The sequence below is a fragment of the Pseudoalteromonas sp. OOF1S-7 genome (assembly GCF_022347765.1).
Classification (GTDB): domain Bacteria; phylum Pseudomonadota; class Gammaproteobacteria; order Enterobacterales; family Alteromonadaceae; genus Pseudoalteromonas.
Genome location: NZ_JAKRFZ010000005.1, coordinates 38,398 through 51,837 on the forward strand (window position 1 = coordinate 38,398; position 13,440 = coordinate 51,837).

Annotated in this window: 13 protein-coding genes; 5 read left to right on the forward strand and 8 right to left on the reverse strand. The window is 49.9% G+C overall.

Going from position 1 to position 13,440, the window contains the following annotated elements; translation table 11 throughout:
- The first annotated feature begins 6 nt into the window (after positions 1-6).
- Positions 7-492: a DUF1579 domain-containing protein gene (locus MHN33_RS09235; RefSeq protein WP_239397695.1), complete on the forward strand. Its 486-nt coding sequence runs from the start codon at positions 7-9 to the stop codon at positions 490-492.
- Between the two features lie 48 nt (positions 493-540).
- Here the strand turns inward: MHN33_RS09235 and folE2 are convergent, their stop codons facing one another.
- Together folE2 and MHN33_RS09245 are read right to left on the reverse strand one after the other, a co-directional pair.
- A complete protein-coding gene (folE2, locus tag MHN33_RS09240; protein ID WP_239397696.1) occupies positions 541-1,434 on the reverse strand; it encodes a GTP cyclohydrolase FolE2 in 894 nt (297 codons plus the stop codon).
- A gap of 16 nt (positions 1,435-1,450) precedes the next feature.
- On the reverse strand, positions 1,451-2,782 hold the full coding sequence (locus MHN33_RS09245; protein WP_239397697.1) for a dihydroorotase: 1,332 nt from the start codon (positions 2,780-2,782) through the stop codon (positions 1,451-1,453).
- A gap of 198 nt (positions 2,783-2,980) precedes the next feature.
- On the opposite strand from MHN33_RS09245, the gene MHN33_RS09250 reads away from it, so the two are divergent.
- Entirely contained in the window at positions 2,981-5,134 is a 2,154-nt protein-coding gene (locus tag MHN33_RS09250) for a M3 family metallopeptidase (protein WP_239397698.1), read from the forward strand.
- A 120-nt stretch (positions 5,135-5,254) separates the two neighbouring features.
- Positions 5,255-5,929: a DUF1826 domain-containing protein gene (locus MHN33_RS09255; RefSeq protein ID WP_239397699.1), complete on the forward strand. Its 675-nt coding sequence runs from the start codon at positions 5,255-5,257 to the stop codon at positions 5,927-5,929.
- A 45-nt stretch (positions 5,930-5,974) separates the two neighbouring features.
- Here MHN33_RS09255 and MHN33_RS09260 read toward each other — a convergent pair whose 3' ends face one another.
- Positions 5,975-6,529: a MarR family winged helix-turn-helix transcriptional regulator gene (locus MHN33_RS09260; RefSeq protein WP_239397700.1), complete on the reverse strand. Its 555-nt coding sequence runs from the start codon at positions 6,527-6,529 to the stop codon at positions 5,975-5,977.
- A gap of 102 nt (positions 6,530-6,631) precedes the next feature.
- Between MHN33_RS09260 and MHN33_RS09265 the strand changes: the two genes are divergently transcribed.
- Entirely contained in the window at positions 6,632-7,375 is a 744-nt protein-coding gene (locus tag MHN33_RS09265; RefSeq protein WP_239397701.1) for a hypothetical protein, read from the forward strand.
- A gap of 9 nt (positions 7,376-7,384) precedes the next feature.
- Positions 7,385-7,654: a DUF2024 family protein gene (locus tag MHN33_RS09270; RefSeq protein ID WP_239397702.1), complete on the forward strand. Its 270-nt coding sequence runs from the start codon at positions 7,385-7,387 to the stop codon at positions 7,652-7,654.
- A gap of 86 nt (positions 7,655-7,740) precedes the next feature.
- Here the strand turns inward: MHN33_RS09270 and MHN33_RS09275 are convergent, their stop codons facing one another.
- From MHN33_RS09275 to MHN33_RS09295, 5 genes are all read right to left on the reverse strand, one after another.
- Positions 7,741-8,130, reverse strand: a complete 390-nt coding sequence (locus MHN33_RS09275; protein WP_239397703.1) for a MerC domain-containing protein — start codon at positions 8,128-8,130, stop codon at positions 7,741-7,743.
- Between the two features lie 178 nt (positions 8,131-8,308).
- Positions 8,309-9,106, reverse strand: coding sequence for a hypothetical protein (locus tag MHN33_RS09280; RefSeq protein ID WP_239397704.1), 798 nt, complete (start codon positions 9,104-9,106; stop codon positions 8,309-8,311).
- Positions 9,107-9,140: 34 nt separating this feature from the next.
- Complete coding sequence (locus tag MHN33_RS09285; protein ID WP_239397705.1) at positions 9,141-11,012, reverse strand: 6-hydroxymethylpterin diphosphokinase MptE-like protein; 1,872 nt, start codon at positions 11,010-11,012, stop codon at positions 9,141-9,143.
- A 304-nt stretch (positions 11,013-11,316) separates the two neighbouring features.
- Entirely contained in the window at positions 11,317-11,688 is a 372-nt protein-coding gene (locus MHN33_RS09290) for a hypothetical protein (RefSeq protein WP_239397706.1), read from the reverse strand.
- Positions 11,689-11,809: 121 nt separating this feature from the next.
- Positions 11,810-13,309, reverse strand: a complete 1,500-nt coding sequence (locus MHN33_RS09295; RefSeq protein ID WP_239397707.1) for a calcium-binding protein — start codon at positions 13,307-13,309, stop codon at positions 11,810-11,812.
- Between the last annotated feature and the right edge of the window lie 131 nt (positions 13,310-13,440).

Sequence of the window (13,440 nt, forward strand, 5' to 3'; positions counted from 1 at the left end):
ATTACTATGCTTGAAAGTAATGCGCCTGGCGCCCCCGGCGACTTCGATTTTATGGTTGGCCAGTGGTCGGTACAGCACCGTCGTCTGAAAGACATACTGAATGGAGGAGACGAGTGGATTGAGTTTAAAGGGGAGTCATCAACACTTAAAACGCTCGGCGGATTTGGCAATGTGGAAGATAACCTCCTGCATTTTCCGGAAGGCTCTGTCAGAGCCAAGGCTATCCGGTCATATAACGAGCGTACCGGGCAGTGGTCTATCTGGTGGCTGGACGGGCGCAATCCGGGCATGCTGGATACCCCGGTGGTGGGCAAATTTTGCGATGGGGTAGGACGTTTTTATGCCGACGAGTCGTATAACGGCGAAGCCATTAAAGTGCGTTTTATCTGGGATGCCACTAATCCTGAGCAACCCATCTGGGCACAAGCTTTTTCTAAAGATGGTGGCGAGAGCTGGGAAACCAACTGGGAGATGGCCTTTACCCGTCTCTAATCTTTAAAGCACATCCACGCATGGTGCTGTGTGGATGTGCTGCTGACCTTATGATTTACGGTCGTAAACCACAGCATTGTGGGCATGCAAGCTTTCCTGATGCTCAACTTTAAACTGGTAGTCTGTGACTTCAGAAATGGACTCCAGCGTTGCTTTAATGCGCCTTGCCGCATCCTCACAGAACATCAGGTTTTTCGCATTCAGTGCAGCAAACGCCTGCTCATCTTCGCGTTTCACCGCAGTTTGTACCGGCGTAGCCAGGGTTTCTTCAATCAGGGCCAGCCAGTGCGCCAGATCCGGCAAGTGAGCGCCGGCCAGGCTGGCTTCAATATAGGCATAAGAGCGCTGGCTGTGTGGTGTTGCCACTGACCCCTGTGGTCCCTTGAGCCATGCCAGTAACTGCGCTTTATCTATGTTGTCCTGTTCGGCAAACTGTTGCTCTACTGTATCGCTCAGTAACTGGCGGGACAAAGCCGCTGAACAAGGGCAGGTGCTGCTGTAGGCAATGGTACATATGAGCTTGCAGTGGGTTTTGCCTTCAAGGTGCTCACAGTGCAATTCTATCGGATAGGCATTGTAGCCACTGTAACTACTTTTCAGTGCGGGCCTGTTTAATGGCAGCTCAAACTTCAGGACTAACTTGGCAGACTGACTGAGCCCTTGCTGAGACGCGACAATCTCTTTGAGCACCTTATCCAGCTGTGCGAAAGTGAGCTCAGTTCCTACCAGAGCTTCGTTGGCAAGCAGGTAAAGACGTGACATATGGATGCCTTTTGCTCCAGTATCAAGGCTGACAAAAACGTCCATCAGTGTGTTGATGTTGACGCTGGCCTGATCACAGCGTACCTGCATTGGCAGTGCGATTTTTTCCATCCCAACCCACTTTAGCGGGCTCTGACTGTCTGGCTCAATATGGGTCGCAATATCGGGGAGTTGCATCATGGTTTATGAGTCTCACTTAACGGTTAAAACGTAACGCCTGTGCGGCATTGTGCTCGGTGTTGACCTGGTCACCATCAAACACCATTGCACCATTAACAAAGGTCGCACGGATCTGATGAGAGAAAGTGGTGCCATGAAACGGACTCCACTGACACAGGTAACGAGTTTGCTCGTGTTGTACGTGGGTTGAGTGATTTGGATCAACCAGCACCAGATCGGCAAAATACCCTTCTCTGAGGAAACCCCGTTTGCTGATGGCAAAGCGGGTTGCCACGTTATGTGCGGTTTTCTCAACCACCTGAGTCAACGTCATTGCGCCGCGATTGACCTGCTCCATAAGGGTCAGCAAGGCATGTTCAACCAGCGGCAGGCCTGCCGGGGCTTGCGGATAGGGCACGTTTTTCTCTTGCCAGGTATGCGGGGCGTGGTCTGTTGCTATGATATCAATACGTCCGTCATGCAGAGCTTTTAGCAACGCGAGCCGGTCTGATTCGGCTTTAATGGCTGGGTTACATTTGATCAGATTGCCCAGGGTCGGATAATCTTGTTGGTTAAACCACAAATGATGAACACAGGCCTCGGCTGTGATGTGCTTTTCTGCCAAAGGCGCAGTGCTGAATAAGCTCAATTCTTTCGCCGTGGTTAAGTGCAGCACATGCAGTTGCGTACGATATTTTTTAGCAAGCGCTACGGCATAAGAAGACGACTGATAGCAGGCTTCATCATCGCGGATAATTGGGTGGTGGATGATCTGTGGCGTGCCGTATTGTTGCTCAATGCGCACGGCATTTTGTTGGATCACCGAACCCTGCTCACAATGTGTGGCAATCAGCGTGGGGCACTCTCTGAAAATTGCATCCAGGGCCGCGGGGTGCTCTACCAGCAAATCGCCGGTTGATGCGCCCATAAAGACTTTCACCCCGCACACCTGACGTGGATCAACGGCTTTGATCTCATCTAAATTATCGGGTGTAGCCCCGAGATAAAACGCATAGTTTGCGACTGAATCTCGCTGTGCAATGGCTTGTTTGTCTGCGAGGGCCTGTCGGGTGGTGGTCGAAGGAGAGACATTGGGCATTTCCATAAAGCTGGTGATCCCGCCGGCTGCGGCCGCGGCCGATTCACTGGCAATGGAACCTTTATGGGTCAGGCCGGGCTCTCTGAAATGCACCTGGTCATCTATCATGCCGGGCAGCAGCCACATGCCCTGGGCATCGATGACTGTTTCATTGGGCCTGGCCGATAAATCCGGGCCAATTTCAGCAATAACCTGGTTTTCAATTCTGAGATCAGCAACGTAAAGCTTACCTTCATTCACTAAGGTGGCGTGTTTTATTAAGCGTGCCATTGGTATCCTGATTAATTGTAGAGATAAACAAAACTCAAAGTGGTTCCTGAGGGCCTCGATGCAGGCCCGGACGACATTGTGCGTCCCTTTCTGTGCGTACCTAACTCACATCTGGGTGCGTTCGGCGCAACAAAGTTTGTTGAATGTTTTGTTATATTATAACATGTTGATTCTAATTTACAGATGAGAGAATCAACGATGAAAAAGTTACTTGCACTGGCGGTGAGTTCTGCCTTACTGGTGACGGCCTGCACGGGCGGGGATCGTACATCAGGCTTGCAAAATACGGCGGCGTCTGCGACGCTAACTGAGGGCAACCCATTACTGGTATCAAGCACATTGCAATATCAATCACCTGATTTTACCCGCATTAATGACGCGCACTTTATGCCAGCCTTTGAGCAAGGCATGGCGGAACAAATGGCCGAGGTAAACGCCGTCATCAGCCAAACTGAGCCTGCCAGTTTTGATAATACCATTGTGGCATTGGAGCGAAGTGGTGAATTACTAAAGCGTACGCAGGGGGTGTTCTTTAACCTCTCAAATACCGACTCAAACGCCAGGCGCCGTGAGATCCAGTCTGACATGGCCCCTAAGTTGGCGGGTCACTACGACAATATTTATCTGAACAAAGCACTGTATGAGCGTGTAGCCCAGGTTTATGGTCAGCTTAATGTGCTTAACCTGAGTGCAGAAGAAAAACGCCTGACAGAAGTTTATTACAAGCAATTTGTCAGAGCGGGCGCCAGGCTGACAGACGCGCAGCAAAAAGAGATCCGCGAGATCAATGCGGCTTTGTCTTCATTGACCACTGAATTCTCGCAGCATCTGCTGGCCATGTCTAAAAGCAATGTGGTACTGGTTGATGACAAAGCGAAGCTGGCAGGTCTGACAGACGCACATATCTTGCAACTGGCACAAGCGGCTGAACAAGCCGGGCACCCGGGCCAGTATCTGATCAAAATTACCAACACCACGCGCCAGCCTGTTCTGGCTAAGCTGAAAGATCGCCAATTGCGTGAGCAAGTATGGCGCGCCTCTGCTGAACGTGGCTTAGCAGGTGAGAATAACAACCGGGAAATTGTTGCACAGCTGGCACAGCTGAGAGCAAAGAAGGCGGCGCTACTGGGCTATGAGAGCTGGGCACATTATGGCCTGGATGAGCAAATGGCGAAAACACCAACTGCGGTTTACGACATGTTTGCCAGTATGGTGCCTGCTTTGCTGAAAAACGTTGAAGCCGAAGCCCAGGCCATCAAAGACAAAATTCGCGCCACGGGCGGAGACTTTGAACTGGCTGCCTGGGACTGGTTGTATTACGCCGATCAGGTACGTCAGGATAAGTTCGCTCTGGACGAGTCTGAGGTGAAAGCTTATTTTGAGTTTGATCGAGTGCTGGAAGACGGCTTGTTCTTCACCATGGAGCGCCTGTATGGCGTGACCTTTAAGCCTCGCTCAGATATTCCGGTCTACCACCCGGATGTGAAAGCCTATGAAGTGTTTGATGCCGATGGCACCAGCCTGGCACTGTTTATGGCCGACTACTTTGCCCGTGAAGGCAAGCGTGGTGGCGCCTGGATGAGTTCGTTTGTGAAGCAATCAGGCCTTGACCAGCAGCGCCCGGTGGTGGTGAATGTGATGAACATTGAAAAAGCCCCGGAAGGTCAGCCGACACTGCTGAGCTATTCAGAAACCACCACTATGTTCCATGAGCTGGGTCATGGCCTCCACGGCATGTTGTCTCAGGTTAAATATCCCACTTTGTCGGGAACGTCTGTATCCCGCGACTTTGTTGAGTTCCCGTCAACGTTTGAAGAGGACTGGGCAATTCACCCGGAAGTTATCCAGAACTATGCCAAACATTTCCAAACCGGAGCAGCGATCCCACAGGCCTTGCTTCAAAAAGTGGTTGCCAGCCGCAGTTTCAATATGGGCTTTGATACGCTGGAATATGTAGCCGCTGCGCTGCTGGATATGGAGTGGCATGCACTGGCAGCGGACGCGCCGTTGCAGGATCTGGTGGAGTTCGAGCAAGCTGCATTGAGTAAGCATGGCGTGAATATCGGCTATGTACCGCCCAGATATAAATCGGCTTACTTTGCTCACTCAATGGGAGGTGGCTACTCCGCAGGTTACTATGCCTATATGTGGAGTGAGATCCTGGCGGCCGATGCCTTTGCCTATGTGCAATCACAGGGCGGGCTCAATCGTAAAATTGGTACGCACTATCGTAAAAACATCCTGGAAGTGGGTAACTCCCGCGACCTGATGGAGTCTTATAAAGCGTTCCGTGGTGCAGAGCCGAGCACCGAAGCGCTGCTTAAGCGTCGTGGACTGAACGTCGCACCATAACCCCAGCAACGAAAGGACTGCCATCAGGCAGTCCTTGCCCAGTTTAAAACTATTCGATATGTTATACTGTAACTTTTGTTGTGAATGCCGCACAACTTGATGCAGATGTAGGAGAAGACCATGAATCGCGCTTTAGCCACCAATGAAACCCCAGCAATCCCGGCCAGTCGGTATGCAGCCATATCCCCTGAACCGAATATTCTGACGGATATTTATCGGGATGAGATCAACCTGAGCGTCTGGCAATGTACGCTGACTCAGGCGCTTAATTCAGAAGTGGCAGATTTACTGAGTTCTGCCAGTGAACTGCAATTGTCGATAGCGGTTACTCCGGAACATACAAAGGACGAACTGCGCGCGGCATCCACTTTACTGGCCGATAAACCAGCCCTGATCGAGCATTTGGCAATGCTGGTGGATATGTTCTGCACGCTGTTTGAACTCAAGCGTGCCGGGCTCAGGCTGACGATACTCAATAAAGCCATGTGCCCTAAGTTCCATGTGGATCACATTCCCTGTCGGCTGGTGAGTACCTTGGGTGGTATTGCCTCTCAGTGGTTGCCGCATGACAAGGTTGATCGCAGCAAACTGGGTGTGGGCAGCAAAGGCAAAAAGGATCATGAATCCGGCATTTACAGCGGCAGATCGGACATTCAGCAACTCAACACCGGCGACGTTGCGCTATTGAAAGGCTCTGGCTGGCTTGGCAATGAAGATGGTGCTCTGGTTCATCGTTCGCCGGCACCCGCAGCAGGAGAAGCGCGCCTGCTGCTCACGCTGGACTTTATTGACTGAGCAGTTTATTTGACGATGTGCCGAGCCTGAGCGCTCTGCACGAGATCACTGAGTAAACTCTCTGCAAATCAGCCTGGTATCCTGCTCAGACAGCGATTCTTTTGTGAGCCCACAAACAAACCTGCCCTGTGACGACTGATTATATTTACACTGGCGACATACTCCGAAACCATTGCGTCCGCTACGTTGTTGGTACTGATAGAGCATCTCTGTGAGCGCCTCTTGCAGTGCACTTTGTGTCTGCACAGGCAGGTTGCAGGCCACCTCTGAAAACTGCCGTGGCGGACAGGTTTGATTTAAAAATGTTCGTCCGGCCTCAGTGACTGTCAGGTGGGTAATCCGCTTGTCTTCGGTATCTTTGATCTTCTCTACCAGTCCTTTGGTTTCAAGTACTTTTAGTGTTTGTGACACTGTGCCCTTGGTTAACCCCAGATAGTCGGTCACCGCCAGCAATGTGTCTGAGTAACGATTACAGGTAGACAGATAGTACAGGGCTTCCTGTTGTATTGGTTGCAGCCCCATCGCCAAACCTGCCTGGCGGGTTTCATGACGCAGCAAATTAGCCAGTCGTTCAATTAAGTTATAGAGTTCTTCGTTCATGGATTAATAGTATCGAGTCAAAACTTAATTGACAAGATGAAAGTGGTGATGATTTAATGAATATGGTTTCGAGTCAAAACTATATTTCAAAGGAGAAACACTATGAATACATCATCACACTTCATGAGTGCCGTGCTGGCATGCAGCCTAATACAAAGCGCTGCTGCCCATCAGCAGCATCTGGGGCACATTGTTGCGCCAGCCACGGAGGCAACTTTGGCAAGCTTTGATATTGTGCATGCTAAGGTGGTGACCGACGGAACTCACCTGATTTTTCAGCAAGCAGTGAATGGTGAGGCAGGCAGAGAGCACCCTGAAAAGCAAGGTGCTCTGGCTGGTGCACAAGTGTACAGTTATGTCTGGCCAACATCATTGAACAGTGCCGCGGTGGGATTTGAAGCCGATCAGGGCATTCTGGCATTGGCGCTGACGATCCACCCGGATTTCGACGATACACCTTTGTACGATGAAGACGGTGATGGTAATAAAACCAATGACGGTGACAACTGGCATAGTCACTGGGTCGTGCTGGTAGAAGATAAGGCATGCGGTGCGGGAGCGTTGAAAGTGAAGGACATTGCACCCGGTAGTACACCTAAGTTACCAGCAACCTGGCCTAATTTACCTATCTTTATTGACAGCCCTGGGTTTGATTTTACTATCCAGCAAAGCGAAGTGCTGGTTCGGGTACCGCTTTCGGCGGTTGGCTTTGCCAGCAACTTTTCATTCGATGGTGTAACAGCCGGGCTGCGAGTCAATCAACAGGTGCATGCGCCATTACTGTGCGTGAGTAAGGTGTTTGATGTGGCTTCAGGCGATTTGAGTCTGCCAGGTCAAAGTCAGTAGGAGCGTGTGATGAAGATTCATGTTTATGATACTCATGTCCATACCCAAAGTGGTGACTATTTGCATTTTGATGTGCTGGTGAATGACCAAAATGTGCCGCATGTTGAGCGATATGCCAATGCCTACCTGTGCTCTCTAGGTATAGAAAAAGGGTCAATCAAACAGGGGAGATGCCAGTTTTGCCATAGTGAAATCGCCATGCCAGAGGTTCAGGCACAGATCATCGAGCAAGGCTACAGTATTATACCGCTCCAGATTGATTACAGCCTGCCCGATTAGGTACGTCATCTCGATGCGGGTAAGTTTTTTGGATAACCAGGCTACAATTTAGTTGCGTTGCCGCGCTGTAACAGGCGCGGTGGTGGTTAGTGACAACGCCCACTCTGACACAGGTTAAAGTTTTTATAGTGGCTGATCACCAATAACACACTGCCCAAAATCGTCAGCAGCTTTTCCCCTTCCTCTGCCATTAAGTCATGAGCAAAAAATGCGGCGAAGAATAATACGCCTATGCCTGCGCTGCCGTAGCCTAAAATACGCCATTGGTTGTGCTTTTTACACCCCAGAAATAGTGCGCTGCTGCTGGTCACCAGCACACCAACAAGTAACCAGCGATGAAATGTTTCATCTGAAAAGAAGGTAGCACCGAACGCCGGAAGCAGGGCAACCAGCAGGGGCACGAACAAGCAATGCATGACACACATCGCAGACAGACTAATGGCGTACTTGTCCAGTTTCTCAGATAGATTTCTCATGGTTTCCTCATCCTGATCCGTGCTGCACTCGTGCAGGGATGTCAAACGTACCGCTGCGTACAGTAATTTGATTTGTTATAATATATCATTTTTGGTGTGTTGAATAGCTTGATGAAGAAGAGCTTTAAAGAACGAGCCCGGGCTGGTTTGTCCGGGCTCTGTGGCAGGTTATATGTGTTTAGTAGTCATAGCCCAAAGTACTTGTACAGTATTCATAATAGTATGCACTCTCTCCTTTGTAGTAAGCACGGATCTCACCTTGGTGCTGCTTTCTTAATGAAGTCGTGCCATAAAACTCATACTTCCCTGCGCTGTCATCTGCCTTTAACAGCCTGATCCGCTCTTGTTTATTACTCTGGTAATCATTCAGGTTGAGTTTCAGTGCCTGAAACTTTTCACCATGCGAATTTTTACCATAGTGGCCTTTCATTATGTATCTGCGTGACTGTTGGTTGATATCGAAATCTGAGTTGGTGCCGATGATCATGTGTCTGCTTGATTTAACACAAACACGCAGGTATTCCTCGAACTCGCCCAACGGGTCACGCTTGATTTCCAAATAGAGTACACCGAGGTGCATAAAGTCACCCATAGGGTTGGTGTTGTTGGTTGGGAATGGCGTAATGTCACCAGTGAGGGTGTCAGATGAGTCTCCCGCGCCAAATGAATCGCTGCCACCAAAGGAGTCGTTCGCGCCAAATGAATCGCTGCCACCAAAGGAGTCGTTCGCGCCAAATGAATCGCTGCCACCAAAGGAGTCGTTCGCGCCGAATGAGTCGCTGCCACCAAAGGAATCGTTCGCACCAAATGAGTCACTTGACATCAGGCTCTCATCAAACGCTTGTCGATCAAAACCTGTTTCGTGATAAGGGGCTTGTTGACCATCAATGATGGCGTCTACCGTACTTGCAATAGATTTGCCTGCTGTGGTTGCAGCAAGTGCAACGGGCAGCACAGTCATAATATTGAACTTCATTTTCTATCCTTATAGTTACGATTGGAGTTTACTGTCACAGAGACAATTTAGTTAAAACGGATGTACAAAACTCGTCCAGGCAGGGGCGCAGTTGTATGATGTAATGTTGTCTTTCCCCTGGCGGTAAGTGGTTGATATGGCTTGCAATCTGGCAGTTGAGATACTTAACTGAACCACTGAGTACAATATGGCTCAATGCCAGCTCAGGCTGACTGTTCAACTGCCTTAGCACGGCGGTCAGGGCATTTTGTACCTCATAGCAGGTGCGTGCCGCCTTAAGGTCTGCCTGCAGTTGTTTGAGCAGTCGAATCGCAGTTTCCAACAATGCAGTCGCGTCGACTTGGTGCGGTGTGTGCGCCACGGCACAGGCTTGTAGTATACTCCTGATGGTATCCATATCCTGCCTGGCAAGCGGGATATCACGTAGTGCAATACTCTGAGTGCCCTGAATGAATGCACCATGGCTTGCGTTGTCTACACGCAGCTGCGGCTGAGTGCGGATAAGCGCTTCCTGTGCCAGCCGGGATTCATTGTAAATTCTTGATGTATAGACTGAATCACAGAAATTACCTGGTACACTGAGCTCCGCAGCAAATTTGGCTGAGGACAGCGCGCTGTCCGGGTTGAAATAACCTGAGTGCCGGCTGTGATGCTGTTGTGGTGTCTCATAGCCATAGTCGCAGCCGATGAGGATCAGATGATGAAACCCAAGTCGGCACAACGCAGCGCTGGCCATATTTGTGACTGTGGGATTGCAGTGAAATAAGGGTTTTAATCCTGATTTATGGCTGGCAACCACATGGGCTCCCAGATCATGGCCTTTGGCAAACAAAAGGCGATGAGGAAATTGCTCAACAAATGGCGGGTACAGTGTATTCAGCCCAATCAGCACAACCTTGTTGAGTCTTGGGTCGGTCAGCTGTGCTTGCTTGAGATAGAAAGTGGCCGGTGTGCGTTCCATCTCAATTTGCAGATCGGGCACTATGTTATTGTGCAATAGCGCATTTAAGGCGGTGCCGCAGGATGCGATGAGTACCCGGTTGCGAACTGATTTTAAATATTCGATATCTCTGTCCAGTGACGGGCCATTGCCAACCACAACCACCGGAACTTCCCCTATGGCAATCAGTGCATCGCTGTGATCCGCGATACTGTGTTTCTGGCTATTGATCAGCGTATGCCTGAGCCCCATTAGCTCATCTTCTACATAGCCCCACATGCTCAGGGCACTATTACGCCAGGCTTTAAACTCAGACAAGATCTGGTCAAATAGGGGGTGTGCGTAGTGTCGGAAGACACTGATGTCCGCCACCAGTTGCGTACCATGCTGCTGTACAAGTTGCTTCAACGCCCGTTCAAAGTGTGTAAACTCGTTACAGTTGAGCAGGGTGAAGCTGCCATTACGCTGTTCGCATTGCTTTTGTAATGCCACCAGATCGGTATGCAGGCAGGTCATCGCCCATTGCTTTGCATGTGGTTCAATCAGTATCACATCGCTGTAATTAATCTGCTGAAGCAGCTCACTGATGTGATAGCCCGCGCCGCTCCCCAGTACGATTAAAGTGCCGCGCTGTGGTTTGGAATTGGGGCGCCAGCCCAGTTCACTGGCCAGTGTATTCATTTGATTAATTGCACACTGATGCGCATTTTGCGTTTCTGGGATCGTTTTAAAATGCGCACTCAGGTGTTGAGGGTGCTGCAAAAATAAATTGACCTGAGCCTGACAACTGGCTAAGGGATCTGCACCATAAAAGTCATGAGTGAGTTGCTGAACATCTGACTGGCACAGTGAGACGAGTTGCTGATATACAGTGCCTGGAAGTAAGTTAGCGAGAAAAGCCTGGTTACGTGACAGCAAACAAGCGTTGTAAGACAAAGGAATGGTTTCCTTTACCGATGAATGCACAGTTAAGCGTCCTTTTATTTTGTTTTTAAATACAATTAAATGCCGACTGGCAGCAAATTGTACTCAAATTGAAGCTAGGTGTAAGCAAAAAATTAGAGTGAATGTTATTTTAAGTCAAAATGTTACAATTCTTACCCGGAGGCTTTGGAAATGAAGCGTTCAGCCAGTCTGCTGTGAGCGCACAGTTTCGCTGTTGACTAATTCAATAGTATGAGAAATGAGTAGCCGAACATTCGCCGGGCTAAAAATTTTTGAGCAACCAGGTATAAACTTGCCTTTAACGTGCATACTAATTTTGTACTTGTTACATGGTACACATCAAAAGCAGCATACTGACCAGTGCAAATAACAGCCATGACCAATGTTTTCCCTTTGATATAAACAACGCAATTAAGCTATGCAGCGTGAATGTCACTGCGGTGATATACAACAGATGTGTGTGGGTGAACTCTGGTGCCGCAAGGGCAATCAAGAGCGCAGCAAAACCCAGCCAGGCAACTGATGTCAGGTGCCAGGTAAAACGCAGTGTTCGGATGGTGAAGTCGCTGCTGCCAAATAGGTGAGGCAGATTATTCCGTTTAAACAGCCGGGTAAGGATATAGCGCTCGCCCAGATAGGAATGAGCCAGTGAGACTAACATTAACAACGCAGCGGCAATATAAAGTAACTGAGCCATAACAACACCCTGGTGTCGGCAAATCCAATCGTGATGCTATTTTTACCTTAATTGCTTCGCCACGGCCAGAGCACGCAGCACATTCAGTTCCCAACCTCCTTGTCGGGCGGAGTACAGCAAGTTAACTACAGCTAATGGAGTCACCACTGCTGTTATAACAGGTCTCAGTTTGCTGAATGATGTGGCGACACATATAGGCCACATTGTTTTCCATACAGTTAAAGTAAGTGCCGTAAATACCGGAATTTCCGACATTGTAATCAACCCGCCACTCATAGTAAGAGTACGGCAGCGTAGACTGATCGCTCAGCCAGCGGGCAAAGACAGCACCGGATACAATGTCGTATAAAGGAGTTGGACGCACACCCAGGCTGCGCCAGCCATTGTTGTAGCCTGAGTATTCACCAGACATTTCAACCACGGCATTGGCGGCCTCGTAATACGGGTTATTGAAGTTACTTCTCTTATCTACCTTAGACAGCAGACCCTGGTAGTCTTTCACCCAGGTGGTGCCTTCACAGCTGTTCAGGAACACCATGCCCTTATCTTTGCCTTTACCACAGGTGCCCTGAGGCGCTGCGTCGGCAGTCCAGATGTAGTCGGCACTTTTCCCGCCATGAATTTTCGCTTCAAAGCCACTGGACGACGTGATGATCACGTCATTATCTTTTCCGCCTTCCTGGTTGGAGTTTTCTCCATTGGTAAAGAGGATATCATCGCCATTGTTACCCCAGGCTTTATGCCAGCGCAGCCCATTGGGGTTGTTTTCACCATTTTCGAACAGGGCGTCGTTGCCATTACCCCCGTGCAGGCGATCTTCACGGCCGCCATTGCCGGTCAGATAGTCGTTACCATCCTCGCCATATAAAGTGTCATTGCCCTTGTCACCGCTGAGCACATCATGCCCTGCACCGCCATATAGCTTGTCGGCACCATCTTTATTGCTATTGCAGCCACCCTGTTCATAGATATAGCCATTGTTCGCATTAGACAGGCGACAGCCACCACCAAGATAGTCGTTGTCGTTGCCACCGTACAGGGTATCGGCGCCCTGACCACCCATCAGTAGATCGCCGCCATCATCGCCCCACAGGGTGTCGTCGTTATAATCACCAAACAGCTTGTCATGATGATTGCCGCCCTTAAGCTGGTCGTTACCCCAGCCGCCGTGGAGTGTGTCGCTGCCGTCTTCACCAAACAGTTGGTCATTGCCACTGTTGCCCTTAAGGGTGTCGTTGCCCCGGCCACCGTAGAGACGATCGTTCTTATTGCCGGCGATCAGGGTGTCGTTGCCATATTGTCCGTATAAGGTTTGCGGCACCGAAATACTGCTGGCATCGAACGAGTCGGAACCGTTACCCAGGCGTGCTTCAAGTGCACTGATCTGACTCATAAAGAAGGTTTCACAGCTATTGCTGCTACCCACTTTACGGGTCACAGTCAGGGTATCGCCCGATTTACTGAGGGTGAATTGTTCGCTGTGGCCTGACCCCGCAACTTTTAGTGTGTCGCCGTCCAGATAGGCCGAAGCGCCGCCGGCAAGCCCGCTACAGGCCGCCATCGCCTGCGCCGAGGTGCCCAGTGCAAGCGCCAGACAGAGCGCATTTAACTTGGTATTCATTGTGAAATCCTTAGACTTTTTATTTTAGGTACTTCTACTGCGAGGATAACGGATAAATTTGCACGGAATATGGAGCAGGGAATTGTATTGACAAGTTATTCAGTTACCTGAGGTGGCAGTTGGGCTGACCT